This is a genomic window from Rhizobium sp. WYJ-E13 (assembly GCF_018987265.1).
Taxonomy (GTDB): Bacteria; Pseudomonadota; Alphaproteobacteria; order Rhizobiales; family Rhizobiaceae; genus Rhizobium.
Window position 1 is genome coordinate 2,421,854 of the sequence record NZ_CP076853.1, and the last position, 26,562, is coordinate 2,448,415.

Genomic DNA, 26,562 nt, shown 5'->3' on the forward strand with positions numbered 1-26,562 from the left:
CTAATCGGGGGCTGTAGCAGGAGGCGTTTGATCAGATAGCGGATCTCTGCGACGCTGGGCACGAAGGCCATGGTGTTGGTCAGGCGGCGATTGGCGGGTTTGGACTCGTTTCGTTCGGTTTGCCAGCAGCGGTGCGGCGTAGATCGGCGCCGAGTTTGGCGAGGAATGCAGCGGCTGCCATGACGAGCGTCATGTGCCGCTTCCAAGCATGCCAGGATCGCGCTTCGCAATGATCCAGGCCGAGATCGTCCTTCGCACGCTGGAAGCATTCTTCCACGGTCCAACGCAGCCCGGCAGCGCCCGCCAATTCGCTCAATTCGGTACCGGCGGGCGCAAAGACAAAGTAATAGGCGCGCGCATCGGGTTCGCGTCGGCTGCGCCGGATCAGAAGCCAGCGCTCCCATTGTGGATCCGGGCGAGAGCTGAGAGGAATACGGGCCCAATCATAAAGCCGAAGACCCTTGGCACCTTCGCCTGCTGCATGGCTCTGCCAAACCTCCGGTTTCAACTCATCAGCCATCGTTTCGGGATCGGTCTGCTCGATCCCTTGCTCACGCACAAAGCGCAGGCATTGATTGGAGCGCACTGCCAGAACATAAGGCTGGCCACGGCTTTCCAGCATCCGGCGCAGCTTGGAATCCGAACCATAAAGCGCATCCGCCAATACCCAGGCACAAGGCACGCCGGCATCCAGCGCATCGGCAATGAGCTTGGCTGCAATGGCCGGTTTGGTCGCGAAGGCTTGGGACTGGGGGACGTGAGCCGAAGCACGGCGGGCTTCATCCTCGGCCCACTCCTTCGGTAGATAAAGTTGCCGATCGATCAGGGTCTGACCGTAGCGGCTTGCATAGGCAAGGAAAACACCGATCTGACAGTTCTCGATCCGGCCGGCCGTGCCGGAATATTGTCGTGCGACACCGACTGAATGGGCGCCTTTCTTCAGGAAGCCGGTCTCATCGACCACAAGAACGCCGTCCGCGTCACCGAGAGACTCTATTGCATAAGCGCGAACCGTATCGCGCAATGCGTCAGCATCCCAATGGCTGCGCCCCAGCAGCGATTGCATCCGATAAGGGCGCTCCAGTCCTGCCTGTTCCGCCATCAGCCAGCCAGTCTTGCGCTCTACTCCCGACAACAACCCATCCAGAAAGGCACCGCACGATGCGCGCAATTCTCGGCGACCAAAGACCGAGCCCAACCGCACCTTCAAGGCATCGAGCTCACGATGCCACGCCAGAACCGACCCGGACCAACCCGCAACCGACATTGAACTTCCCTCCCGCCAAATGCGGGAAGTGAATCATGACTTCCGGTAAACCGCAACTGTAGTACTAGAGCGCCGTGCGTCCATTCGGACGCGCTAAGGACGCTCTAACTCTTTGAATTTACGCTTCGGATCGTTGGCAAGTTCGATCGGCTTGCCATGCGGTGTCGCCTCTGCCGCGCGCTGCCAGCTCTTCTGCAGGTCGAGGATTACGGCGGCATCCGCCACGCCGTGGCTGACGAGCAGATCGGAAAGTGCCGCCACCCAGCAGTCGAAATAATCGCTGCCATCGTCCGCCCGTCCAGGCTTGTGCAATTCCTTCGACAGGGTTTCAGCCCATTCGCTCCAGGCAAAAAGCCCCTTCGAATGCAAATGCACGGTCATGGCGAAAGCTTCGGCCGCCCAGGGCTCGGGAAAGACAGGATCACCCTGCGGTGACTTCGGCAGGCCGGGCAATTGCGCCAGTTCGGACGGCACCTCACACGTGCTCAAGATAGCTCTCCCATGCATCGACTGACACCGTCAGCGACGGATCGGCACCCTCGCCCCAGATCTCGGCTCCGTCGAAGACCACGGTATAGAGCCATTGCGGGTTCTCGCCCTTGCCATGGGCATTGTCATCGGGAAAGACGAAAGAGCCCTGCACCGCCTCGACGACACCCATCTTGGCGCGCGCGTAACGCGGCAGCCGCGTATGGGTCGTGGGATTGAAATTCTTCGTCTTCACTCGCTCGCCGACGACGAAGAGCGGCGCACTCTCCACCGGCCGGTCGCATGGCGCTCCCTTGGCGAGCACGCCGGCCACCATATCGGCCTTCAGCACCCGTTTCGGAACCGCGCCATCCTGCAGTTTGTGGCCGGACAGCAGCTCCTCACGGCTCGCAAAACCGTGGCGTTCCAGCAGCATGTCGATGCCGCGGATCCAGACCTCGTAGTAGCTCGCCGCAAGATAGTCGGCCGGCGGAATGCTCTCGCGCGCATGCCGGCTCTCGTCGATCGTCCAGGCGCCGAAGGCGCCGCAGGACAATGTGATACCAAGCGCCCGCTTCTCCCATTCGGCATGGAAATAGGGCTCGTTCACTTCGGGCGAGACCGGCCCGAAGCCCATCTGCCCGCCGAGATCGTGTGGGCCGTTCATGGGGTGACCTCCGGCCTGCCAGCTATCGCCGTTCCGATCATCGCATCGCGGCTGACGAGATCGGCAAGCGCCTCCTCGTCCAGACCCTCGGTGCCCTCCGGCCGCTCGGGAATGACGAGGTAGCGCAGTTCCGCCGTCGAATCCCAGACGCGGACCTTCTTGCTCTCAGGCAGCGTCACCCCGAATTCTGCCAGCACCCCGCGCGGATCGATGACGGCACGCGAGCGATAGGCCGGCGCCTTGTACCAGACCGGCGGCAGGCCGAGCACCGACCACGGGTAGCACGAGCAGAGCGTGCAGACGACGAGATTGTGCGTGTCAGCCGTATTGAAGACGGCACGCATATGCTCGCCCTGCCGGCCAGTATAGCCGAGGCTCGCAATGGCCCCCGTCGCGTCCCGCTTCAGCCATTCGGCAAAGTCGGGATCGCTCCAGGCTTTTGCAACGACACGCGCGCCATTCCGCGGCCCGACCTTCGTCTCATAAGTCTCGACAATCGCGTCGATTGCCGCCGGATCGATGAGCCCTTTCTCCGTCAGCAGCGTCTCCAGCGCTTTCACGCGCGCCTGCATGTCGGAATAGTGGTTGTCGTGGTGGTGATCATGGTGATCGTCGTGGTCATGGTCGTGCAATGCTATGTCCTCCTCGCTCGACGGCCTGAAGGGTGGAATCCCCTTCCCCCGCTCGGGGAGAAGGCGGATGAGGCAACGCCGTGCCCTCTCTCGAAACACTTCGCCTATCGTTCTAAACATATGCCACAAGCCCGCCAAGCCCTTCCGAGACCTTAAACCTTTTGCGCTACGCTCGCCGTCATGAACATCCTGATTCTCGGCGCAACAGGTTTTATCGGCTCCGTCGTCGCGGCACGTCTCGCCGCCGAGGGCCATGTCGTCAGCGGCCTCGGACGAAATGCCGCCCGCGCAGCACGCAGACAACCCGGCATCCGCTGGCATCGCGCCGATCTCTCCCAGATGACGCGACCCGAAGACTGGCGCGACATCCTCGATGGCAAGCATGCCGTCGTTAATTGCGCCGGTGCCTTGCAGGATAGCCTCGCCGACGACCTCTCGGCCACCCAGACCGAGGCCATGCTTGCCCTTTATGCCGCCGCAAAACCCGCCTCGACTCTGATTATCCAGATCTCCGCCCGAACGGATGGCGCCGGCAGCGACCTGCCCTTCCTCGCCACCAAGCGCGCTGCCGATATGGCGCTTGCGGCATCCGGCCTGCCTTACGTCATCCTCCGCCCGTCCCTCGTACTCGGCCGCAACGCCCATGGCGGCACCGCACTTCTGCGCGCACTCGCATCCTTCCCGCTTGCCCTGCCGCTCATCCATGCCGATAGCCCAGTCGAAACCGTCGCCGCCGAAGATGTCGCCACCGCAGTCTCAGCCGCGATCTCCGGAACGCTGCCCTCCGGCAACGATATCGAACTGGCCGCCGAGGAGCGGCACACGCTCGCTGATCTCGTCAGGCTGCACCGCGCTTGGCTCGGCCTGCCGGATGCTCCGGTCCTTTCCGTCCCACCGGCGGTGGCAAGGCCGGTCACATGGCTTGCCGATATCGCCGGCCATCTCGGCTGGCGCTCGCCGCTGCGCTCCACCGCCATGACCGTCATGTCCGAAGGTGTCAGCATGAACCGCCGGACGCCGTCAGGCCTTCCCGCCCTCTCGGCCGCCGCGACGCTCGCCGCCAATCCCTCGGGCGTTCAGGACTTGTGGTTCGCTCGCCTCTATCTCCTGAAGGCGCCCATCATTGCCGGCCTGTCGCTCTTTTGGCTTCTCTCCGGCCTGATCCCGCTTCTGGCTCCGAGCCAGGCGAGCGCCCACTTCCTGCCCTTCATGCCCTTGAGCGCCGCGATGGCGCTGACGATGACAACCTGCCTGATCGATGTGGCGCTCGGCGCCGCTGTGCTCTTCCGACCCTTTGCCCGCCGCGCCATCATCGGCATGCTCGCCGTCTCCCTCGCCTATCTCCTGGGCGGCACGGTGCTGGAGCCCGCCCTCTGGCTCGATCCGCTCGGCCCGTTCGTCAAGGTGCTGCCGTCCCTGCTGCTGACGCTTGCAGCCCTTGCCATTCTGGATGAACGCTGATGCTCGCCGAGCTGCTGCTTCTTGCTCACGTGGTCGGCGCAACCGTGCTCTTCGGCACCGGCGCCGGCATCGCCTTCTTCATGGTGATGGCCCACCGCACCCGCGAACCCGCGCTGATCGCCCATGTCGCCGGCACGGTCGTCATCGCCGATACGATCTTCACGGCCACAGCGGCCATTCTCCAGCCGGTGACAGGCTATCTGCTTGCCCGCATCATCGGCTGGGACCTGACCGAAAGCTGGATTGCGCTGTCGCTGTTGCTCTATGTCGTGACCGGCATCTTCTGGCTGCCGGTCGTCTGGATCCAGATCCGGCTGCGCAATCTGGCGCGCAACGCCGCCGCCGCTGGCACGACCCTGCCGCCGGCCTATTTCAGCCTCTACCGCATCTGGTTCGCCTGCGGCTTCCCGGCCTTCTTCGCCGTACTCGGCATTCTCTTGTTGATGCTGACCAAGCCGACGCTATTTTAGCATCGGCCAGAGGCTGAGCACGAGCAGCACCGCCATCGTGATATTGAACCATTTGAGCCTTGCCGGATCGGACAGCCACTCACGCAACGCCGAACCAAAGCCTGCCCAGGTGGAAACGGAGGGCACGTTGACCGCCGCAAAGGCGAGGCCGACGAGCAGCACGCTGATCATGTAGAGCTGCGGGTTGGTGTAGGTCGCCATGGCCGTCACCGCCATGACCCAGGCCTTCGGATTGACCCACTGGAAAGCTGCAGCGCCGAGAAAGGACATGGGCTTCACCCCACTCTTGCCTTCGCTGAGGGAACGCGACGTCGCGATCTTCCAGGCGATCCAGACGAGATAGGCTCCGCCGGCAAATTTCAGCGTGATATAGACCGCCGGCACCGTATGCAGCAGCGCGCCGAGCCCCAACCCCACGCCGAGCAGCAGAGACAGGAAACCCGCCCCGATGCCCAGCATATGCGGGATAGTGCGGCGGAAGCCGAAGTTCACACCCGAGGCGAAGAGCATCATGTTGTTCGGCCCCGGCGTGATCGAGGTCGTGAAGGCAAAAAGCAGCAGTGCCAGAAACGTATCCAGCGGCATGAAACCTCCCCACACCGCGCTTGTCGATGATGCGGCGGCCTATTGGATTTAGGTCAGCTTAACTGCCCTAAATCACAGCGGCCATAACATTGTTGTCATGGTGACAGGATTACCTGATAGTCTGCTGAGCACGTGTAGGACCAGAACTGCCATGGACGACCCGATCCCCACCATCACCTTCCCCGACGGCACCGAGGTCCCCGCGCTCGGCCAGGGCACCTGGGGCATGGGAGAGGATGCCGGCCATGCGAAGCAAGAGATCGCAAGCCTCCAGGCCGGCCTCGATCTCGGCATGACGATGATCGATACCGCCGAAATGTACGGTGACGGCGGAGCCGAAGAAATCGTCGGACAGGCAATCAAGGGCCGCCGTGACGAAACCTTCATCGTCAGCAAGGTCTATCCCTGGAATGCGAGCCGCACCGGCACGATCACCGCCTGCGAAGGCAGTCTCGAGCGCCTCGGCACCGACCGCATCGACCTTTATCTCCTGCATTGGCGCGGCAACTATCCGCTCACCGAGACCGTCGAAGCCTTTGAGACACTGAAAGCCGCCGGCAAGATCCGCGCCTGGGGCGTCTCCAATTTCGATACCGACGATATGCAGGAACTGCTTTCCGTGGCCGGCGGGCAGAATGTCGCCGCCAATCAGGTTCTCTACAATCTCGCCCGCCGCGGCATAGAATACGATCTCCTGCCCTGGTGCCAGGGCCGCAACATCCCGATCATGGCCTATTCGCCGATAGAACAGGGCCGCGTGCTGCACCATCCCGACCTGATCCATATCGCCAAGGCCTATCAGGCGACCCCGGCGCAACTGGCGCTCGCTTTCCTGCTGGAACGCGACGGTGTCTTCGTCATCCCCAAGACGTCGAACATCGAGCGCGCCCGCGAGAACCGCGGCTGCGTCTCCCTCGATATCACCGACGAGGACTGGGAAGCCCTCGACGAGGTCTTCCCGCCCCCGGCGAAGAAAACGCCGCTGGAGATGCTCTGACCCCAACGGCGTTAGCCATATTCTCGCAATGGGAGTATCGGATCACATGCCCGGGCTGTAGTTCCTACATGCCCTGCGCGCCGCGATTCATCGCCGCAATGCCGGTGCGGCAGACTTCGATGAGACCGAGCGGCTTCATGATCGCGATGAACTGGTCGATCTTCGAGGACTTGCCGGTGATCTCCAGTATGAAGTGGTCGACCGTCGCATCCACCACCTTGGCGTGAAAGGCATCGGCCAGGCGCAGCGTTTCGGCACGCGTCTCGCCGTTGCCGATCACCTTGAGCAGTGCCACTTCCCGCTCGATCGGCCGGTCCTGGCCGAGTTCGCGGGCACGCACCGTCAGGTCCACGACGCGATGGACGGGCACGATGCGTTCGAGCTGCGCCTTGATCTGCTCCAGCACCTGCGGCGTGCCGCGGGTAACGACGGTAATGCGCGACAGGTGCGCCGCATGCTCCGTCTCCGAAACCGTGAGGCTTTCGATATTGTAGCCGCGGCCGGAAAACAGGCCGATGACGCGGGCGAGCACGCCCGGCTCGTTATCGACGAGCACCGAGAGCGTATGGCTCTCGACGGCTGCCGTTTCCGGCGAGATGAAGTAGGCGGAGCCGGTCGGTTGAAGGTGTGCGTTCATGATCCTGGGTTTCCTACCTGATTGTTATACTAGCTGACGGCCCTTGGCGTCGATCGCGTTGGCGACCGCTTCGTCCGTGGCTTCGTCCGGCAGCAGCATTTCGTTATGGGCCTTGCCCGAGGGGATCATCGGGAAGCAGTTGGCGAGATTGGCGACGCGGCAATCGAAGATGACTGGCTTCTTGACGTCGATCATCTCCTGGATGGTTGCGTCGAGATCGTCGGGCTTCTCGCAGCGCAGGCCGACCGCACCATAGGCTTCGGCCAGCTTCACGAAATCGGGCATCGCCTCCGTATAGGAGTTGGACAGGCGGTTGCCATGCAGGAGCTGCTGCCACTGGCGCACCATGCCCATGTACTGGTTGTTCATGATGAAGATCTTGATCGGCGCATTGTGCTGGATCGCCGCCGACATTTCCTGGATGCACATCTGGATCGAGGCATCGCCGGCAATATCGATGACGAGGCTTTCCGGATGGGCGATCTGTACGCCGAGCGCTGCCGGCAGGCCGTAACCCATCGTTCCCAGGCCGCCCGAAGTCATCCAGCGGTTCGGCTGTTCGAAGCCAAAGAACTGCGCCGCCCACATCTGGTGCTGGCCGACTTCCGTCGTGATGTAGGTGTCGCGATCCCTAGTCAGGGCGAAGAGACGCTCCAGCGCATATTGCGGCATGATCACGTCGCTGCTCCTAGTATAGGCGAAGGAGTTGCGCGCGCGCCAGCGGGCGATATCGCCCCACCATGCATCGAGACGGTTCTTTTCCGGCTTCTTCGGCAGCGCTCGCCACAGGCGGATCATATCTTCCAGGATATGGCCGACATCGCCGCGGATGCCGAGATCGACGCGAACGTTCTTGTTGATCGAGGACGGGTCGATATCGATATGGATCTTCTTGGAATTCGGCGAGAAGGCGTTGAGGCGGCCCGTGATGCGGTCGTCGAAGCGGGCGCCGATGCAGACCATGACGTCGCAATCATGCATCGCCATGTTGGCCTCGTAGGAGCCGTGCATGCCGAGCATCTTCAGCCAGTTCTTGCCGGATGCCGGATAGGCGCCGAGACCCATCAGCGTCGAAGTGATCGGGAAATCGGTGAGTTCGACCAGTTCGCGCAGCATGCGGGAGGCTTCCGGACCGGAATTGATGACACCACCACCGGTATAAAAGATCGGCCGGCGGGCATTCGCCATCATTTCGATTGCTGCATGGATCTGGTTCAGGTCGCCCTGGATCTTCGGCTGGTAGCTCTTCTGGATCGCATGATCGGCCGGCGGCGTGTAGGTGCCTGTGGCGAACTGAACATCCTTCGGGATATCGACGACGACGGGGCCGGGACGGCCCGACTGCGCAATCCGGAAGGCTTCATGGATGACGGCGGCGAGCTCGTTGACATCCTTGACCAGCCAGTTGTGCTTGGTGCAGGGGCGCGTGATCCCGACGGTGTCGCATTCCTGGAAGGCGTCCGAACCGATGAGCGAGGTCGGAACCTGGCCCGTCAGGCAGACGAGCGGAATGGAATCCATCAGCGCATCCTGCAACGGCGTGACCGCATTGGTGGCGCCGGGACCTGACGTTACCAGCATGACGCCGACCTTGCCGGTGGAGCGGGCATAACCTTCGGCCGCATGGCCGGCCCCCTGCTCATGGCGAACGAGGATGTGCTTGACGTCTTCCTGCTGGAAGATCTCGTCATAGATCGGCAGAACAGCGCCGCCGGGATAGCCGAAGATGTGCTCGACGCCATTGTCCTTCAGCGCACGCAGAACGATTTCCGCTCCCGTCATCCGATTGCTGTCCGTTTGATTGTCCGTGCTCGCCATGTGTCTGTTCCGTTGATGCTGGGGATTGAGTTTGTGGCCGGAAGCCCTGATTTCGGGCATAAAAAAAGGCCCCTGAGGAGCCTTCGTCTAGCGCATGGGTGGCTATCGCCGGATGGTTACACCATCCTGCCCATGCGCTTTCCCACCACGATAAGAACGTTCGAAATTGTCATGGGCGGAATTGATAGACAGAAAATTTCGCAGCGTCAACGCATTCCGCAATAAAAAATCGGCAGCCCATCAAAGCTGCCAAGCATCCAATTGAGGCTGAAGGATTTGTTAAAGGATCGATTATATCCTGTGCGTTAATGCAGGGAGTAACCCTTTGCTCGACAACGACATGATGACGACAGGCAAAGCAGGCGAGCAGGATCGCCGCGATAGCCTCGCACCGGGAAATCGGTTTCTCGGGCGTGTCGTTGCATGCAGCGGATCGCGCGCCACCATCGCCGCCGTGGCAGAATCTGGCGGCACCGATCTCACGGAATTGTGGTCCGTCGGCCGGCTGATTTCGATAAGCGTCGGCAGGAATCGCGTCGTTGCCCTCGTCTATTCCATGAATACCGGCAATCAGGGCTGGGGCGAAGGCCAGGACAACATCTTCCGCATCGAGACGGAACTGCTCGGCGAAGTCCGTGTCGAGGAAGATGGCCGCGAGGAATTCTCGACCGGCATTTCACGCTACCCCTATCTCGGCGCCATCGCCCACCGCATCCGCGCCGCCGACCTCATGCGCATCTATGATGCCGGCAAGGGCGCCACCGCCGTCATCGGCAATCTCACGCAGGATGAAAGTATCGACGCGGCGATCCATGTCCCCTCGATGCTGTCCAAACATTTCGCCGTCGTCGGCTCAACCGGCGTCGGCAAGTCGACCGCCGTCTCGCTGCTGTTGCACAAGGCGATCGAGGCCGATCCGAAGCTGCGCGTGCTGATCCTCGATCCGCACAACGAATTTGCCGCGGCCTTTCCCAAGCACGCCGTCACTATCGATACGGATACGCTTGACCTACCCTTCTGGCTGATGCGGCTCGAAGAATTCGCCGAGGTCGTCTTCCGCGGTCGCCCGCCGGTGCCGGAAGAGCTCGACATGCTGCGCGATATCCTGCCGGAGGCCAAACGCGCCTTCCGCGGCAGCGACAGTTCGCTAGTGCGCCGCCAGACGGAAAAGAGTTCGATCACGGCCGATACACCGGTGCCCTACCGCATCGCCGATCTGCTCGCCCTCATCGATGAGCGCATCGGCAGGCTGGAAGGCCGCGCTGAAAAGCCGTTCCTGCGCTCGCTGAAGATGCGCATCATCGCCGCGATCAACGATCCGCGCTATCACTTCATGTTCTCCAGCAATACGATCAGCGACACGATCACGGAGACCATCGCGCAGATCTTCCGCATTCCCGGCGACAACAGGCCGATCTGCACCTTCCAGCTTGCCGGCATCCCCTCCGAAGTCGTCAATTCCGTCGCCTCGGTGCTCTGCCGCATGGCCTTCGAAATTGCGCTCTGGAGCGAAGGCGCCATCCATATGCTGGTCGTCTGCGAGGAAGCGCACCGCTACATACCCTCAGACCCGACCCTCGGCTTCGTGCCGACGCGGCAGGCGATTGCCCGTATCGCCAAGGAAGGCCGTAAATACGGCGTATCGCTCGGCATCATCACCCAGCGCCCCGGCGAACTCGACCAGACGATCCTATCCCAGTGCTCGACGCTCTTTGCCATGCGCCTTGCCAACGACCGCGACCAGGAAATCATCCGCTCGGCCATTCCCAACTCCTCGATCTCGACGACGAGCTTCATCTCCTCGATCGGCAACGGAGAAGCAATCGCGTTCGGCGAGGCAATCCGGGTGCCGATGCGCATGCGCTTCCTGCGCGTCGATGAAAACCTGCTGCCGAAGGCCCACAGCGCTACCAGCAAACATGCCGAGGATGATCCCGACACCGTCGACCTGCGCCGCATCGTCACCCGCATGCGGGCGATCACATCCGGCCCCGATATCTCCACCTTCCAGCAGAGCTACACGTCAGCCATGACAGACAGTTACGAGCCGGAAGACTACTTCGCCGACGACGCGGCCGATCGGCCCTATGCCGCTCCATCAACAGCAGAGGCGCCGCTCGAACCCTATCGCCCCGCCCTGCTGCCGCAGAGCCGCGCGCCGCATCCTGAGCCCCCGCCACTTTCGCCGCAGACCTCCATCGACGCACGCCTGGAAGCGCTGCGCCGCGAAATGCGCCGCGACGAACAGCCGAAGCCGGCCTTCGGCGAACAGACGTCGCCGCCGCGCCGCGAGGGCGGAATGTCGCTGCGCGAAAGCATCCTGAAAAAGCCGCTGAGCAGCCTTTACGACAAGGACTGAGTGAGCCTTACGAACGCTGCTGGCGCGTCGCCGCTGCGATTTCGGAAAGATGCCGCTCGATCAGCGCCAGGAAGGCGATGGTACCGCAGATCAGTGCCGCAACCACGATGCCGCCGATGGCGCCCAAAATTCCTCCGACGATGAACATGCCCGATCCGCCCTGCGCCGCAGCAGCGGTCGCACCCGAAAGCGTGGAAAAGGCGAGGATGACGATAGCGATCAAGGCGTTGATCGAAGAAAGCGTCTTTGCGAGAAAATTGTTCATGCCGGCCCCCATAGCTCCCTTGATCATGATTCGAGGATCATTGTAACCGTTTGCGGGCGCGAAGCATGTGTCGCTTTAGCGCTAAGGCGAAAGCCGCTCCCAGCTTTCATCCATCTGATTGCGGAACCAGGTCATCTGCCGCTTGGCATATTGCCGTGTCGCGGCCGCCCCGCGCTCGATCACCTCGGCGCGGCTCATCTCGCCATGCAGCATCGCCGCGATCTGCGACACGCCGATCGCCTTCATGACCGGCATTTCCGGGGGAAGATTAAGCGCCAGTAGCGCCCTCACCTCGTCTTCCGCCCCCTGCTCCAGCATTTTCTCGAAACGTCCGTTGATCCGCTGGTGCAGCACGATGCGATCCGGCAGCACGACGATCTTGCGCGCCGTGTGTGGATCGACGACGACAGGCCCCGCCTGCCCCTGGAATTCCGCAATCGACTGGCTCGTCGCCTCGAAAACCTCAAGCGCCCGCACGATCCTCTGCCCGTCCTGTACGTTCAGGCTCTCGGCCATGGCGGGATCAACCTTCGCAAGCTCCTCATACAGACCCTCCGATCCTTCCTCCAGAAGCCGTGCGCGCAACCGCTGCCTTATTTCCTCGGGAATGACGGGCATTTCCGATAACCCGCCCGTCAGCGCCTTGAAATAAAGCCCAGTGCCGCCGACGAAGACCGGCAGCTTTCCCTCTGCACGGATGCGCGGCAAGAGCGCCACCACATCCCGCAGCCAGGCGCCGGTCGAATAAGTCGCCCCCGCCGGCACATGACCGTAAAGGTAATGCGGTACGCCTCCCATATCCTCCTCGGACGGTCGCGCCGTCAGCACCCGCAGCGTGTCATAGACCTGCATGCTGTCGGCATTGATCACCACGCCGCCATGCTGTTTGGCAAGCTCCACGGCCAGCGCGGACTTGCCGCTGGCAGTCGGCCCGGTTATCAGGATCGCGTTCACAGAGCTCAGAAGGTTTTCCATCATGGCCCTCGTTGCCACGCTTGTTGCCAATCCGTCAAACCCCGTTCTTTCGCCTGAGATCGCCGAGCGTGCCGCCGGCGCCGTCAAGGCATCCGGGCTCTATTGGCTGGCGGATGGCATTGCCTGCGATATCGTACTCGCTGACGGCTCCGACGGCCAAGCAGCCGAGGCCAATCTGCTCGCCGTCATCGCCGGCAACCCGATCGACCTCGTCATTCAGGAACAGGAAACCCGCCGCAAGAAGATGCTGATTGCCGATATGGATTCGACCATGATCGGTCAGGAATGCATCGACGAACTCGCTGCCGAAGTCGGCCTCAAGGACAAGGTTGCCGCCATCACCGCCCGCGCCATGAACGGCGAGATCGCTTTCGAGCCGGCGTTGCGGGAACGCGTCGCCCTCCTGAAAGGTCTTCCGATCTCGGTCGTCGACGAGGTCATCGCCAAGCGGATCACCCTGACACCGGGCGGCCCCGAACTCATCGCCACCATGAAGTCGAAAGGCTATTACACAGCCCTCGTCTCCGGCGGCTTCACGGTCTTCACGAGCCGCATCGCTGCCGTTATCGGCTTCGACGAGAACCGAGCCAATATCCTGCTGGAAGAAGGCGGCCTGCTGTCCGGCCATGTCGCTGAGCCAATCCTCGGCAAGCAGGCCAAGGTCGACGCCCTCAACGACATCGCCACCCGCCTCGGCATTTCCCCTCAAGATGCCATCGCCGTCGGTGACGGCGCCAACGACCTCGGCATGCTGCATCTGGCTGGTTCCGGCGTCGCGCTTCACGCGAAACCCACTGTGGCCGCCGAAGCCGACATACAGATCAACCACGGCGACCTGACGGCGCTGCTTTATATCCAGGGCTATCGCAAGACGGATTTCGCGACGATTTGAGCCATAGGGCACTGTTGAAATGAAAAAGGAGCGGCCAACCGCTCCTCAGACCGCTGACAAACCCGTCGATTTTGTCGGCGGTTTTTTGTCGGAACGCCCGGTGAAGTGACGTTTTGCCGATGAGGTTGGTCTGATGAGAATTACGGCTGTCTGGCCTTATCCCCAGGCTGGCTTTGGGGTCTTGGTCAGCGCTATGGTGATCTTCTTGATGTTCTGGGCGGCAGCGGCCAGCAGGCATTGGCAGCGGACTCTGACGAGGCCTCGGAAGCGGGCGTAGCGGTGGCCGTGAAGTTGTTTGGCGTCGGCAAAGGAACGTTCGACGGTCTCTTTTCGCCGCTTATAGATTGCCTTGCCCCAGGGTGTCTTTCTGTTGGCATCTGTTCGTTCTCGGGCGTCTTGCCAGACATGGCGGGTGATGGTGCGCTCAGCCTTGGCATTGGACGTGCAGGAGGCAAGCAGCGGGCAGTTTCGGCAGATGGCAGGATCGGAGCGGTAGTGCTTGTAGCCGTTGCGGTCGGTGGTGGCATAGGTCAGCAACTGGCCCTCGGGGCAGCGATAGCCGTCCGTCTCGGGCTCGAACACGAACTTCGATTTGCGCATCATCCCGTCCTTGGGTGGGGTGGGATTGCGATAGCCGGTGACGCCGAGGATTTTTCTGTCCTCCAGTCCCTTGGCGATGCCTGATGTCGCATAGCCCGCATCGAGCCCGACCGCGCCGACATGCAAGTCGAAGCGGTCGCGCTGCCGGTCCAGCCGCTCCAGGTAGACGATCGAGTCATGCACATTGGCCGGCGTCACATGCGTGTCGGTGATGATGGCATGGCGACCATCGACGGTCCGATGATCGAGATAAAAGAAGCCCTTGGGCTTGCCGTCGCGCACCATGTAGCCGCTTTCAGGGTCGGTGCGGCTGACCTTGGTTTCCTTCACCTCGGGCTCGCGCGCCTTCTCCTTCAGCGGCTTCTGGCCATGCGCGGCCCGTTCGGCCTCGATCGCCCGGTCAAGATCGGCCCAGTAATCGGCCCGCGATTTCTGGAGCATCTCAAGATCATATTTGCCCTTGTTGGCATTGGCCTTCAGATGCGTGGAATCCGTATACAGTACCGTGCCGTCGACCAGGCCGTGCCGGATCGCCTGCTTCACGATCGCATCGAAGATGTCCTGGACCACGGACGTATCGTTGAAGCGGCGGCGACGGTTTTGCGACAGCGTCGAGGCATCGAAGACCGGCTCAGTCAGCTTCATCCGAAGGAACCAGCGATAGGCGACATTGACCTCGATCTCGCGCACCAACTGCCGCTCCGAGCGAACCCCGAACAGGTAGCCGATGAACAGAGCCTTGAACATTAAGGTAGGATCGAGCGGCGGACGCCCGTTGTCGGCGCAGTAGAGCCCGGCAACACGATCATGGATGAAGGAAAAGTCGATCACCGCATCGATCTTGCGAAGCAGGTGATCCTTCGGCACCAGGCTGTCGAGCGTCACCATCTCGAGAGCCGTTTGTTCGGGAGCAGGTTTCTTCAACATGTCCCAGTGAATCACAAACCCCTGGCTGTGGCCAGGGGTTTGTCAGCAGTCTGAGGAGCGGCCAACCGCTCCTTTGATTTTTCTGGCCTGTGCCGGGCGGCACCTACTCCATCGGCACCGCAACGAACCGCAAGTCGCCATTGGCCGCAGCGACCATCATCTGCGCATTGCGCCGGCCCTCCTGCTTCAGCGTCTGCACCTTGCTGGCGACAGCATCCGGTGACTTCATGAATTCCTGGGCCACTTCGACGATCACGTCACCGGGCTTCAAACCCTTCTCGGCAGCGGCCGAACCCGGTGCAACCTCGGTCACGACGACACCATCGACGCTTTCGGCAATGCCGAAGGCCTTGCGGGTTTCGGGACTGAGCAGCGAGAGCGAAAGACCGAGCACATGCTTTGGCGTAGCCTGGCCGGGAGCTGCCTGATCCTGCCCCTTTTGATCCGGGCTCTTTTGGTCTTGCCCTTGATCCTGCTGGTGCGGATCCTGGCCGTCGGGTGCGACCTGCCCCTGATCGCCACCCTGATCCGGTTCATCCATGTCGTTGTTCTCGCCGGGATCGGGGTTGATGACACCGTCATCACTCGAATTGTCGCCGGCCGCAGCCGCCTGGTCGCTGTCTTCGAGACGGCCGAGCGTCACCTTGACGGTCTGCTCCTTACCGTCGCGCAGCACGAGGACATCGACCTCTTTACCGACAGGGCTTTCGGCCACCACGCGCGGCAGGTCGCGCATCTCGGCGACAGCCTTGCCGTCGAATTTCAGGATGACATCACCGGCCTTGATCGAACCGTCATCGACAGGTCCGCCCTTGATGACGCCGGCGACCAGCGCGCCCCTGGCGCTGTCGAGGCCGAGGCTGTCGGCCACTTCGTCGGTGACCGGCTGTATGCGCACGCCGAGCCAGCCGCGGCGCGTCTCACCATACTCGCGAAGCTGCTCGACCACGCCGGATGCAAGCTCCGACGGCACGGAGAAACCGATACCGATCGAGCCGCCCGAGGGAGAAATGATCGCAGTGTTGATGCCGATCACTTCACCCTTCATGTTGAAGAGCGGGCCGCCGGAATTGCCCTTGTTGATCGCCGCATCCGTCTGGATGAAATTGTCGTAGGGGCCGGCATTGATGTTGCGGCCGCGGCCCGAAATGATGCCGACCGTCACCGATCCGCCGAAGCCGAACGGGTTGCCGATCGCCATGACCCAATCGCCGATACGCATCGTGCTGGAATCACCGAACTTGACGAATTTCAGCGGCTGCTTCGGCTCGACCTTGAGCACCGAAAGGTCAGTCTTGGTATCTGTTCCGATCAGCTTGGCCTTGAGCTTGGAACCGTTGGCGAAATTGATCTCGATGTCGTCGGCCCCCTCGATCACGTGGTTGTTCGTGACGATATAGCCGGTGGGATCGATGACGAAGCCGGAACCGAGCGAGCTGACATTGTGGCTGGGGCCGCGGTTGCCCTGCTGCTTGTTGAAGAAGTCGTTGAAGAATTCCTGGAAGGGCGAGCCGTCAGGCGCACGCGGTGCGGGACCGGCGCCCTCGTCACCCTTCACATTCTGCGAGGTCGAGATATTGACTACGGCATCGAGCAACCCTTCGGCGAGATCCGCGACGGAAGCCGGACCATTGACCGGAGCCGTCATCTGCATGGGCGGAGCAGCGGGTGCGACTGCAGCCGGGGAAACGGGCGTCGGTTGAGGGGCCGCAGGGGCCGGTGCTGCCTGTTCAGGTGTCGCTGGTGCGGGGGCGGTTTGCGCATGCGCAACACTGCTTACGCCAACATTTGCCAGAAGGGCGGTGCCGGCCAGCAGCGCGAGCGTTCGTCTGAAGGGCGAGCGAGTCGTGGGGGCCATCAAGCTTCCTCGTCTGGGATAAAGGCGCACATACAGCATCAGCATAAGGCGGAATGATGGAGGGCGAAATCACCTTTTCGAGAAATCCCCGTGCGAATGTGATTGAGAGCCTTTCCTGGCCAGATTGCAGCATTTTGTTGGCTCAAACGGAGTCGGATGGTCGACCGGCAGGCGCGCGTCGTAGCCCAGATCTATGGCTAAGCCGGCCGGTCGATCAGACGGCCCGTTTCAGCCAACCCCGGTGGTTTGCTTGCAAACCAGCTAGGGCCGGGCATCTTTGCGCCAGGATCAAAGGCGATCGGCTCGGACATACCTTGGGGTATGCCCTTCGCCAATCGCCTTTGCCCTGACGAAAACCTGCTCCGGCAGAATGCTGCAATCTGGCCAGGAAAGGCTCTAACCTCGCAAGAGCCAGACACCTCCGACACCAAGCACTACGGCCACAAGTCCAAAAGCCCTGAGTTGACGCTCTGGAACGCTTGGAAGAAGCTTCGCCATCTCGATAAGAAAACGAGGGGCCAGTGCGTAGACCAGCCCCTCGATGATGAGGAAGAATGCAAGTCCGGTGAGGAAATCCTGCACTCTGTCTGTCGTCAGTTCGCCGGCTGTGCCGGAGCCACAGGCTGCGCGGCCGCGGGCGGCACGAGGCCACCGGTCTGGCCCGGGGCCGGATTGCCGTTCGCATTCTCGAAGTAGCGGAAGAACTGCGACGTCGGCGAAAGCACCAGCGTCGTATCCTGCGACGAAAGTGCCGCGGAATAGGCGGCCATCGAGCGGTAGAACTCGAAGAAGGCCGGGTCCTTGCCGAAGGATTCGGCAAAGATGCGGTTGCGCTCCGCATCACCCTGACCACGCAGGATTTCCGAATCGCGCTGTGCATCGGCGGTGATCTCGACGACCTGACGATCGGCGACGGCCCGGCGACGTTGGCCTTCTTCATTACCTTCGGCGCGGATGCGCTCGGCCTCGGCCAGACGCTCGGAGCGCATGGCGTTGTAAGTGTTCGGAGCCACCTCCGGCGAAAGGTCCGTCCGGCGGATGCGGACGTCATCGATATGCAGGCCGAGGTTTTCGGCATCGGTGCGCAGATCGTCGCGGATTTCGAGCATCATCGCCACGCGTTCTTCCGAAAGCGCTGCGTTGTAGTCACGCAGACCGTAGACACGACGAAGCGAGGAATCGAGCTGCGCACGCAGCCGTGCCTCGGCAGCGTCGCGGTCGCCCGAGACCGTTTCGCGGAAACGGCGTACATCCGAGATATTGTAGATCACGAAGGCGTCGACATCGAAGGTCTGGCCGTCCTGAACCTGAACGCGGATATTGTCGAGGTCGAGCCTGAGCGCCCGCTTTTCCACGAACTGCACGCGGTCGGCATCCATGAAGCCGAACGGCAGTTTGAAATAGAGGCCGGGCTCTGTCTTCACCGACTGGATTTGACCGAAGCGCACGACGATTGCCTGCTCACGTGCATTGACCACGAAGATCGACGAATAAAGAATGACGAGAAGGACCGCGAGCGCGATCAGGATAAAGGGAAGTCTGTTCGATACCATGGTTCAACCTCCCTGCCGTGCCGGTGCCGCCGCCGGTCGATTGATTTCGTTGAGCGGCAGGTAGGGAACGACGCCCTGCTTTTCGTCGATCACGACCTTCTTGGAGTTCTTCAGGACCTGCTCCATCGTTTCCAGGAACAGGCGCTTGCGCGTCACATCGGGAGCCTTCGAATATTCGTCATTGATGGCTGTAAAGCGCTGTGCTTCACCTTCCGCTTCCTTGACGACGCGATCCTTGTAGGCGGCTGCGTCTTCACGGATACGGGCAGCATCGCCTCGTGCCTGACCGAGCTTCTGGTTCGTATAACGGTTGGCATCCTCGATCGTGCTGTCGCGGTCGCGACCGGCACGCTGCACTTCTTCGAAGGAGTCGGCGACTTCGCGTGGCGGCGCCACGTTCTGGATCGTCACGCCGGTCACGGTAATGCCCGCGCCATAGCGGTTCATCGTATCCTGAACGATGTTGAGAACCTGCGTCTCGATCGGCTGGCGGTTGCTGCGGAACGCATCCAGTGCCGGACGCCGGCCGACGACTTCGCGCATGGCGCTGTCGGAAACCTGCTGCAGCGTTTCAGCCGGATTTTCGACACCGAAAAGATAGGCCTTGGGATCGCTGATCGTATAGAAGACCGCGAACTGTACGTTGATGACACTCTTATCGCTCGACAGCATCAGCCCGCTCGAAGAGCCTGCCGTGGTCGCGCCGATGTTCAGCTGCTGCACCGTCACCTTGACCGTCTCGACGGTTTCAACCGGCCAGAAATGGAAATGCAGGCCCGGCAGGGAAACCTCCTGCTTGGGCTCGCCGAAGCGCAGCTCAACGCCGCGTTCGTCCGGCTGGACAACGTAAATGCATTGGAAAAGCCAGAAGATCGCGACGACCGCCACGATGATCGCAACGACACCGCCGTTGAAACCACCTGGAATGAAGCCGCGCAGCCGGTCCTGCCCGCGCCGTATGATATCCTCCAGATCAGGCGGACCGCCCTTGCCGCCGCCACCGCCGCGTGGACGGTTCGGCCCCTGCCCCCATGGTCCCTGATTGTTACCGCCGCCGCCGCCCCAAGGGCCGCCGCCGCCATTCTGATTGCTCCAGGGCATCAAAACCTCGTTGTTCGTTACGTCATACACATCCGACCGCCGTGGGGGCTGCCGGCGGATGCGATCCGACCGTTATAGGTATCGCCGCACCGGCTTTCAACGCGGTGTCAGAAACTTGGTCAATATAATTGGAAAATAGTTCCTTTTCAGGCATCTCGACGTTTATAAACGACGAAACGCGTGGGATAGGTATCCCTTTCCCCCGAGGGAACATCAACGCTCTCCGTCGCCACCCAGATCGCGGGATCGATGTCCGGAAAGGATGTGTCGCCCTCTACGTCGGCCTCCACATGCGTCACGCACATACGGTCGACGAACGCCATCGCCTGTGCGTAGATCTGCCCGCCGCCCAGGATGGAGATCTCGTTCTCACCCTGCTTGCGGGCAAGCGCCTCGGCCATTTCAATCGCCTCGTCGAGCGAGCGGGCCATATGCACGTCGGGAAGATCGATCGCGGCACCGCGCGAGATCACCACATGCTGGCGACCCGGCAGCGGCTTGCCGCCGAAGCTCTCGAAGGTCTTACGGCCGACGACGACAGGCTTGCCCACCGTCATCGCCTTGAAGCGCTTGAGGTCTGTCGAAAGCCGCCAGGGCATATCGCCGTCGCGGCCAATGATGCCGTTGCGCGCGACGGCAACGAAGATGGTTTTGCGGATATCGGACATCGGCCCTCCCGGCTTAGAGCATGTCGCGCAAAAATGTGCAGCGGTTTTGCGATCACGAAATGCGAAACAAGAGCCTAAAGCGTGGCAAGCGATCTGAAAGATCGCGACACGCTTCAGACGGCGATCGGCGCCTTGATATTGGCATCGGCATCGTAGCCGACGAGTTCGAAATCCTCGTAGACGAAGCTGAAGATATCCTTCACATCGCGCTTGATCAGCATGCGCGGCAGCGGCTTCGGCTGGCGCGCCAGCTGCAGCTTCGCCTGTTCGAAATGATTGTGGTAGAGATGTGTATCACCGAGCGTATGGACGAACTCGCCATATTTCAGCCCGGTCACCTGCGCCACCATCATCGTCAGCAGCGCATAGGAAGCGATATTGAAGGGGACGCCGAGGAAGATATCGGCCGAGCGCTGATAGAGCTGGCAGGAAAGCCTTCCATCGGCCACATAGAACTGGAACAGGCAATGGCAGGGCGGCAGCGCCATGTCATCGACCTCAGCCGGGTTCCAGGCGGAGACGATGTGGCGGCGCGAATTGGGGTTCTTGACGAGGCCTTTTACGAGATTGTCGATCTGGTCGATATGCCCGCCATCCGGTGCCGGCCAGGAGCGCCACTGAGCGCCGTAGACCGGGCCGAGATCGCCGTTCTCGTCGGCCCATTCGTCCCAGATGCTGACGCCGTTTTCACGCAGGAAGCGGATATTGGTCTCACCCTTGAGGAACCACAGCAGTTCATAGATGATCGAGCGCAGATGCAGTTTCTTCGTCGTCAGCACCGGAAAGCCGGCATCGAGATCGAAGCGCATCTGATAGCCGAAGACCGAACGCGTGCCGGTACCCGTGCGGTCGCCCCGGTCGGTGCCGTTTTCCATCACATGGCTCAAGAGGTCGAGATATTGCTTCATGGTCGCCACTGATTCCTTTTGCACCTAATTTAAGGGCAAAGCGGCCGCAAACCAATGCGCCTTGCCGATTATCCAAGCAAAAACGCTGATGAGGACGATGCTTTTATGACACATCCCCTTCCCTTGCGATCACAAAAACACTATATCACCCGTGCCGGCTTTCGGGCCGGCTATGGCGATAAACGGGCGGTGGAATAAACCTATTGGACCCGGGGGCGGTACCCGGCGCCTCCACCAAAAACAGGCGGATATCCTTTTGGACAAGCGCCTGCTTTTGATGGGGGCGAAATAGGATCGACAAGGGTGTAAAGATCGACTTTTCGCTCGGCATGATACCGCCGTTATCGGGTCACAAGTGTAGTTGCAAACGACAACAACGCTAAGGAATACGCTCTCGCTGCCTAACGGCGGTGCGGGAATTCCGCTCTAAGTCCTTACGGTTAGCCCCGTAAGGCGGGGTCCGAAGGCACCTGGCAACAGAAGCCTTCACCTTCTCCCCTTTTTCGACGAAATGATGTATGCTTGATGAAAGCATGAATCGGCTTGCGCCTTTCCCAAAGCGCCTGTTCGTGCCATACAAGTTCGTGAAAAGACTTCGAAACCGACGAAAGACAGGAAAAGCATGGGGCAGGATCACATCCGCTACGACATTCTGGCACAGGACGCGTTGCGCGGCGTCATCCGCAAGGTCTTGACTGAAGTCGCAACGACGGGCCGACTGCCCGGCGACCATCACTTCTTCATCACGTTTCTGACCGGCGCCCCCGGCGTGCGCATCTCGCAGCACCTGAAGTCCAAATATCCCGAGCAGATGACGATCGTCATCCAGCACCAGTTCTGGGAACTGAAAATCACCGAATCCCATTTCGAGATTGGCCTGTCGTTTTCCGACGTGCCGGAAAAGCTCGTCATCCCCTTCAACGCCATCAGAGGCTTCTACGATCCCTCGGTCAATTTCGAGCTGGAATTCGACGTGCCGCTGAGTGACGGCGAGGAGTTGCCGGCAGCCGAAATCACCGCCTATCCCGTTGACGCGGCCAAGACCGATGATGCGGCCGCAAAGCCCGCCGACGGCGAAGAAAAAAAACCAGGCTCCGTCGTTTCACTCGACTCTTTCCGCAAGAAGCAATGATGTCAAAGGGAGGCCGAAAGCCTCCCTTTTTTCATGGAGAGAAACGAATGAGCGCCGAAATCGTCAATCTGCGCCAGTTCCGCAAGAAGCAGGCCCGTTCCGAAAAGGAAGTGCGGGCTGAGCAGAACCGTGTGTCCCATGGGCGCACCAAGGCCGAGAAGCAATTGACCAAGGCCCTCAACGAGAAAGCCGAAAAGGCGCTCGATCAGGGCAGGCTCGAAAAAGACAAGACTTGATCGCGCCGACATAAAAGCACGCGTGATCAAGCAGTTGCGGTTCCCAAGTGAATCGCTTTCTCAATGAGACATGGTTAGCTCGATGATCCGTAAACATTCGGCGACACTGCATGGGCATCGCACAAGCTTCTCGTTGGAAGATGAATTCTGGATGGAACTGAAGACAATCGCAGCAAGTCGTTCCATGCCGCTTGCAGCGTTGATATCGGAAATAGACGATAACAGGCCGGCTGAGAGCAATCTCTCCTCGGCACTGCGCCTTCATGTCCTGAGCTGGTTGAAAAACGGCGCCGCAGGAGCTTGAGCAGCCCTGTTAGGCCGGCCTTTTTGCTCGCCGGAATTATTGTGCCTGGACGCCCGGCACCTGGTCGAAATTGAGTTGCCCGGGCTGAGGCACAGAACGGCGCGCAGCCTCGGCCTCTGCAGCAGCCCTCGCTTGTGCCTCCGCTTCCGCCTTGGCCTTCGCTTCGGCGGCAGCCTTCGCCTCGGCTTCGGCCTTGCGCTCAGCCGCCTGCTGTGCGAGCGCCCGCAGCCGCTCTTCCTCGGCCTTTCGCTGCCGCTCGATTTCGGCAGCCGCAACGCGCTGGGCATCATTGAAGCGATAGAGCGCCACTTCGCGCCGCAGCCGCTGCTTTTCCAGGACATTGGTCTGCAGCCGCTCGACACGCCGCCGCTCGCGTTCGAAGGCGCGCAGCGAGAGAAAGCTGGTGATATCGGTCACATCCATCGTCTTGCCCGGTGAAGCGAGCAGGCCGGAGAAGTTCAGCCGGATGCCCGGCTCCGCTCCCGACAGTGCCTCCGCGCCCGGATTGAGGTTGATGCCAAGCGTCGCGCTGATACGCTCCTGCGGCAGCTCGATCTGCGCATCGGCTGTCAGATGCGCGAGATCGTTGGCGACACTGACATTCTGGACCCGCAGCGTGCCGTCCGTCACGTTGAAGGGAATGCCGAGCGGCGGCAGCTTCGCCTCGCCATTGTTCAGCAGCGTCTCGACAATCGGATGTATCTTGCCGGCATTGATCTGATCCTGCATCGGATCGGTGGCGGCCAGTAGCGGCGCCAGGATCGCGAGGTTCAGCCCGCGAACGCTCGTCTCGCCGAGCCGGATTTCGCCCGAGCCGTTCAGCGAGCTCGCAATGTCCGCAACCGTCTTGCCCGAAGCTTCGAGCGAAAGCGACATGCCGAACTTGCCGTTGGCGACAGGCGCGCCGTCGCGCGACCAGACGACACCGCCGAGATCGGAATCGGCAAGCGTCAGCCGCGACTGCAGGAAACCCGTACCATTGGCATTGGTAAAGAGCATATTGCCCGAAAGCGCGCCGCCGTCCCAATTGCCGGCCATGTTGTTGAGCTGCATCTCGTCGCCCTTGTAGGCAACATCGGAGGTGAAATCATTGACAGCAGTATTGAAAAGCCCCGGCCAGAACTGCTTGGCGCTGAGCTTCAGATTGACGTCGAGATCGCGGAAAAGCGGCTGGCCGAGTGCTGCCGTCGTCAGCTGGCCATTGGACGGATCGTTGATCTGCCCGAACACCGCCTCTCCGAGCCAGCCGAGATCAGCCTTGGAGAGCGCAAGCGAACCACTCGCCGCAGTCTTTGCCGCCTTGCGGTCGAAAGTCAGTGCGCCCGTGAATTCATTGTCGGCCGCGTGCCCGTTGAGATCGGCCAACACCACCTTGTCGGCATCGATGGTCGCATTGGTCTGCATCTTGAAGGGCAGCCCGGTGCCGAGCTCAGGCAGCGCGATGCCGTTCATGACGAGATACGGGTCGAGATCCGCACTTTCGAGCGACAAGGCGACATTGCCGTTCATGAAAGTGTCGGGCCGCACATCGACCTTGCCGTTCGCCGTGAACGAAGTCCGGTCTGTGGCGAAGGTCAGCGCGGCATCCGCCGGATCGTTGCCCGCCGCCGTTACTTTCAGCGTCATGCGGCCGTTGGCGCCGGCATCGACCGGCAGTGGATCGAGACCCGCCTGGCCGAAGAGGATCGACGGAACAGCGTTGTCGAGCGTCGCCTCCAGCGCCGTCGTACCGTTGCCGGTCAGCGCCAGAAGGTCGGACATGCGGTAATCGAGATTGACGCGGCTACCGTTCGAAACGCCAGCCAGCGTCACCGCCAGCGCATTGTCGTCATCGCCGCCAAGCGTCACCGCGCCGCGCAGCGCCGTATTGCCATACCAAGCGGCATTGCGCACCAGCCGGTCCATCACAGGGTGATGCGGCAGGTGTTCGCGCAGCATGGCGAAGAAAGAGCCGGGATCGGCGGCCTTGAAGGTGATCTCGCCGGTACCCTTGTAGTCGAGCAGCGATCCCTCCGCCTTGCCCGTCGCCGTCAGTTCGGCACCCGCAAGGTTCTTGATCGACAGATGGTCGACGGAAAGCGCCCCGTCAGCAAGCGTAAAGGTCGTCTCGACATTGTCGGCCTGCACGCCGAAGGCCGTGAACTTGTCCGCCTTGAGCTGTGCAGCAATCTTGTGGTCAAGCACGTTGTCACCGGCATCCTGCCCGGTAAAGAGACCGGTCAGGGCGCGCAGCGCATCGAGATCGAGCGCATCGCCATTCAGTGCGACGGAAAGCGACGGTGTCTGGCCCTCGGTCGCCTGCCGCTCCAGCCGTCCTTTCAGCGTCGCAGCACCGATGGCGATCTCCAGGTTCTCGAAACGCTGCAGATCATGCGTCAGGCTGACATTGGCGGAGAAACCGGCCTGCCGGAGCTGGCGGATCGCCGGATCGACCGATCCGGACAGCCAGGAGGCAAGCCCCGTCGGCTGGTTGGAGGCGACGACCATCTGGCCGTTGAAGGACGGATCGCCAATGAGCGTCAGCTTGCCCTTGCCTTCCACCTGCGTGCGGCCGGGCAGCGTGCCGACGGCATTGTCGATCATCCAGCCATTGCCGGCGGGCCGCAGTTCCAATGCCACATCGCGGATCGTCGTATCGCCGGCAACGATGGCAGGCAGGCGCACGGTCGCCTTGCCGGGCACCTGCGGGATCGGCACCTGGCCGATGATTTCGATCAGCGAATTCAGCCTCTGGCGCGCCGAAACCGCCGGATCGCGGTTGGTCTTGCCAGCAGCCCCCTGGTTGCCGATACGGTTGACGTCGATCTGCTGGCCATCGGCGGTCAGCAGAAATTCCGGCGCCGTGCCGGTGTCCAGTGTCGCCTCCCCCGTGATCACATAGGGGTCATCGGTCGAGCCGACTTCCATGCGGTATTCGGGAATGCGGATGCGGTCGTTGGTGAGCTCGAAACGGCCCTTGAGGCGCGGCGGCGGCGCCTCTCCCTTTTCAGTCTTGCCCTCGCGGTTTTCAATCGCCGCAGACAGCGTGCCCTGATAGTTCGGCCGGCTGTCGACCAGCTTCAGCTCGCCGTCGAGATCGATGGTAACCGGATGTTTGTCAGGTGCAAGCCGGGTGCGTGCGCGCAGCACGCCGTTCTCGTCCGGCTGATTGCTGGAGATCGAAAAGCTGCCATGCTCGCCATCGAGCGTGCCGTCGCCCTCGATGCGCCATGGACCGGCGAGCGACTTCGCCGACATCTCGGCATTGAGCCCCGTCACATGCCGCGAACGGCCGGACTGGTCGTCGACGAACTCGATCTCACCGCCATTGACGTGCACATTTTCCAGAACGACGGTCTTGGCCGGAATTTCCGGCTGGCTGCCGCGCATCCAGTCCAGCGATCCATCCTTCAGAAGCCGCAGTCGCACCTTGGGGTTGATCACGCGCATGTCGAAGATCAGCGCTTCGCCGGAAAGGAAAGGCGCAAGCTCGGCATCCATGGAGAATTGCTCGACCTGCACGACCGGCTTGCCGTCCTCCTCCTGGCCGACGCGCACGTCATGCAGCGTCACGGACGGAAACGGTAGAAGCCGTGCGTCGACCGTGCCGTGGACCGTCACCTTCTTGCCGATGATACGGCTTGCCTGATCCTCGAAATTCATCCGGAAATCCGTCCAGTCGATGAACAGCGGTGCCAGCAGCGCTACAAAGAGCACTACGACGATCACTCCTCCTAGAAAGACGAGGAACCGGCCTACCAAGTCAGGGATTCTCCATTCGGGATTCTGTTGCCGACACTAGC

The 26,562-nt window shown here is 61.5% G+C and carries 25 protein-coding genes and 1 other RNA gene; 9 read left to right on the forward strand and 17 right to left on the reverse strand.

Annotated features, from left to right (window positions below):
- Positions 1 to 79 precede the first annotated feature (79 nt).
- From KQ933_RS12270 to nthA, 4 genes are all read right to left on the reverse strand, one after another.
- Positions 80 to 1,267: an IS701 family transposase gene (locus KQ933_RS12270; RefSeq protein WP_216755009.1), complete on the reverse strand. Its 1,188-nt coding sequence runs from the start codon at positions 1,265 to 1,267 to the stop codon at positions 80 to 82.
- 93 nt (positions 1,268 to 1,360) lie between these two features.
- Positions 1,361 to 1,756 carry a nitrile hydratase accessory protein gene (locus tag KQ933_RS12275; RefSeq protein ID WP_216755144.1) on the reverse strand — a complete coding sequence of 132 codons (396 nt, stop codon included), beginning with the start codon at positions 1,754 to 1,756 and terminating at the stop codon, positions 1,361 to 1,363.
- Entirely contained in the window at positions 1,743 to 2,402 is a 660-nt protein-coding gene (gene nthB / locus KQ933_RS12280; RefSeq protein ID WP_216755145.1) for a nitrile hydratase subunit beta, read from the reverse strand. The genes KQ933_RS12275 and nthB overlap by 14 nt, the downstream gene beginning before the upstream one ends.
- Positions 2,399 to 3,034 (reverse strand): nitrile hydratase subunit alpha, encoded by a 636-nt coding sequence (gene nthA, locus KQ933_RS12285; RefSeq protein ID WP_216755146.1) that lies wholly within the window; start codon positions 3,032 to 3,034, stop codon positions 2,399 to 2,401. The genes nthB and nthA overlap by 4 nt, the downstream gene beginning before the upstream one ends.
- A gap of 180 nt (positions 3,035 to 3,214) precedes the next feature.
- Between nthA and KQ933_RS12290 the strand changes: the two genes are divergently transcribed.
- Together KQ933_RS12290 and KQ933_RS12295 are read left to right on the forward strand one after the other, a co-directional pair.
- Positions 3,215 to 4,495, forward strand: a complete 1,281-nt coding sequence (locus tag KQ933_RS12290) for an SDR family oxidoreductase (protein WP_216755147.1) — start codon at positions 3,215 to 3,217, stop codon at positions 4,493 to 4,495.
- A complete protein-coding gene (locus tag KQ933_RS12295; RefSeq protein ID WP_216755148.1) occupies positions 4,495 to 4,965 on the forward strand; it encodes a DUF2269 domain-containing protein in 471 nt (156 codons plus the stop codon). The genes KQ933_RS12290 and KQ933_RS12295 overlap by 1 nt, the downstream gene beginning before the upstream one ends.
- Here the strand turns inward: KQ933_RS12295 and KQ933_RS12300 are convergent.
- Positions 4,957 to 5,550, reverse strand: coding sequence for a LysE family translocator (locus tag KQ933_RS12300; RefSeq protein ID WP_216755149.1), 594 nt, complete (start codon positions 5,548 to 5,550; stop codon positions 4,957 to 4,959). The genes KQ933_RS12295 and KQ933_RS12300 overlap by 9 nt on opposite strands.
- A 151-nt stretch (positions 5,551 to 5,701) precedes the next feature.
- On the opposite strand from KQ933_RS12300, the gene KQ933_RS12305 reads away from it, so the two are divergent.
- The gene (locus KQ933_RS12305) at positions 5,702 to 6,547 is read left to right on the forward strand and encodes an aldo/keto reductase (protein ID WP_216755150.1); all 846 of its coding nucleotides are present in this window, start codon (positions 5,702 to 5,704) and stop codon (positions 6,545 to 6,547) included.
- Between the two features lie 64 nt (positions 6,548 to 6,611).
- Here KQ933_RS12305 and ilvN read toward each other — a convergent pair whose 3' ends face one another.
- Both ilvN and KQ933_RS12315 read right to left on the reverse strand, forming a co-directional pair.
- Complete coding sequence (gene ilvN, locus KQ933_RS12310) at positions 6,612 to 7,184, reverse strand: acetolactate synthase small subunit (RefSeq protein ID WP_183736022.1); 573 nt, start codon at positions 7,182 to 7,184, stop codon at positions 6,612 to 6,614.
- 24 nt (positions 7,185 to 7,208) lie between these two features.
- Entirely contained in the window at positions 7,209 to 9,002 is a 1,794-nt protein-coding gene (locus KQ933_RS12315; RefSeq protein WP_216755151.1) for an acetolactate synthase 3 large subunit, read from the reverse strand.
- 325 nt (positions 9,003 to 9,327) lie between these two features.
- Here KQ933_RS12315 and KQ933_RS12320 point away from each other — a divergent pair, with 325 nt between their 5' ends.
- Positions 9,328 to 11,361, forward strand: coding sequence for an ATP-binding protein (locus KQ933_RS12320; RefSeq protein WP_216755152.1), 2,034 nt, complete (start codon positions 9,328 to 9,330; stop codon positions 11,359 to 11,361).
- A gap of 7 nt (positions 11,362 to 11,368) precedes the next feature.
- On the opposite strand, the gene KQ933_RS12325 is transcribed toward KQ933_RS12320, so the two are convergent.
- Together KQ933_RS12325 and miaA are read right to left on the reverse strand one after the other, a co-directional pair.
- Positions 11,369 to 11,626 (reverse strand): hypothetical protein, encoded by a 258-nt coding sequence (locus KQ933_RS12325; RefSeq protein ID WP_216755153.1) that lies wholly within the window; start codon positions 11,624 to 11,626, stop codon positions 11,369 to 11,371.
- Between the two features lie 81 nt (positions 11,627 to 11,707).
- Positions 11,708 to 12,604, reverse strand: coding sequence for a tRNA (adenosine(37)-N6)-dimethylallyltransferase MiaA (gene miaA, locus KQ933_RS12330; RefSeq protein ID WP_216755154.1), 897 nt, complete (start codon positions 12,602 to 12,604; stop codon positions 11,708 to 11,710).
- On the opposite strand from miaA, the gene serB reads away from it, so the two are divergent.
- Positions 12,603 to 13,493 carry a phosphoserine phosphatase SerB gene (gene serB / locus KQ933_RS12335; RefSeq protein ID WP_216755155.1) on the forward strand — a complete coding sequence of 297 codons (891 nt, stop codon included), beginning with the start codon at positions 12,603 to 12,605 and terminating at the stop codon, positions 13,491 to 13,493. The two genes, miaA and serB, sit on opposite strands and share 2 nt — an antisense overlap.
- Before the next feature lie 156 nt (positions 13,494 to 13,649).
- On the opposite strand, the gene KQ933_RS12340 is transcribed toward serB, so the two are convergent.
- The 7 genes from KQ933_RS12340 to KQ933_RS12370 form a co-directional block, all read right to left on the reverse strand.
- Positions 13,650 to 15,020, reverse strand: coding sequence for an IS1182 family transposase (locus tag KQ933_RS12340; RefSeq protein ID WP_216755122.1), 1,371 nt, complete (start codon positions 15,018 to 15,020; stop codon positions 13,650 to 13,652).
- Between the two features lie 103 nt (positions 15,021 to 15,123).
- The gene (locus tag KQ933_RS12345; RefSeq protein WP_216755156.1) at positions 15,124 to 16,878 is read right to left on the reverse strand and encodes a Do family serine endopeptidase; all 1,755 of its coding nucleotides are present in this window, start codon (positions 16,876 to 16,878) and stop codon (positions 15,124 to 15,126) included.
- A 396-nt stretch (positions 16,879 to 17,274) separates the two neighbouring features.
- Entirely contained in the window at positions 17,275 to 17,460 is a 186-nt protein-coding gene (locus KQ933_RS12350) for a DUF2065 domain-containing protein (protein WP_216755157.1), read from the reverse strand.
- Positions 17,461 to 17,471: 11 nt separating this feature from the next.
- Positions 17,472 to 18,431, reverse strand: coding sequence for a protease modulator HflC (gene hflC, locus KQ933_RS12355; protein ID WP_216755158.1), 960 nt, complete (start codon positions 18,429 to 18,431; stop codon positions 17,472 to 17,474).
- A gap of 3 nt (positions 18,432 to 18,434) precedes the next feature.
- Positions 18,435 to 19,532 carry an FtsH protease activity modulator HflK gene (gene hflK, locus KQ933_RS12360; RefSeq protein ID WP_216755159.1) on the reverse strand — a complete coding sequence of 366 codons (1,098 nt, stop codon included), beginning with the start codon at positions 19,530 to 19,532 and terminating at the stop codon, positions 18,435 to 18,437.
- Between the two features lie 146 nt (positions 19,533 to 19,678).
- A complete protein-coding gene (locus tag KQ933_RS12365; protein WP_216755160.1) occupies positions 19,679 to 20,200 on the reverse strand; it encodes a dihydrofolate reductase in 522 nt (173 codons plus the stop codon).
- Positions 20,201 to 20,313: 113 nt separating this feature from the next.
- Entirely contained in the window at positions 20,314 to 21,108 is a 795-nt protein-coding gene (locus KQ933_RS12370) for a thymidylate synthase (RefSeq protein ID WP_216758901.1), read from the reverse strand.
- 114 nt (positions 21,109 to 21,222) lie between these two features.
- Here KQ933_RS12370 and ssrA point away from each other — a divergent pair.
- The 4 genes from ssrA (at position 21,223) to KQ933_RS12390 (ending at position 22,780) form a co-directional block, all read left to right on the forward strand.
- Positions 21,223 to 21,599, forward strand: a transfer-messenger RNA (tmRNA) gene (gene ssrA, locus KQ933_RS12375).
- A 131-nt stretch (positions 21,600 to 21,730) separates the two neighbouring features.
- A complete protein-coding gene (locus KQ933_RS12380; RefSeq protein WP_216755161.1) occupies positions 21,731 to 22,240 on the forward strand; it encodes an SspB family protein in 510 nt (169 codons plus the stop codon).
- A 47-nt stretch (positions 22,241 to 22,287) separates the two neighbouring features.
- On the forward strand, positions 22,288 to 22,476 hold the full coding sequence (locus KQ933_RS12385) for a DUF4169 family protein (RefSeq protein ID WP_216755162.1): 189 nt from the start codon (positions 22,288 to 22,290) through the stop codon (positions 22,474 to 22,476).
- An 82-nt stretch (positions 22,477 to 22,558) separates the two neighbouring features.
- The gene (locus KQ933_RS12390; protein WP_216755163.1) at positions 22,559 to 22,780 is read left to right on the forward strand and encodes a ribbon-helix-helix domain-containing protein; all 222 of its coding nucleotides are present in this window, start codon (positions 22,559 to 22,561) and stop codon (positions 22,778 to 22,780) included.
- A gap of 36 nt (positions 22,781 to 22,816) precedes the next feature.
- Here the strand turns inward: KQ933_RS12390 and KQ933_RS12395 are convergent, their stop codons facing one another.
- Positions 22,817 to 26,521, reverse strand: coding sequence for an AsmA family protein (locus KQ933_RS12395; protein WP_216755164.1), 3,705 nt, complete (start codon positions 26,519 to 26,521; stop codon positions 22,817 to 22,819).
- Positions 26,522 to 26,562: the final 41 nt, after the last annotated feature.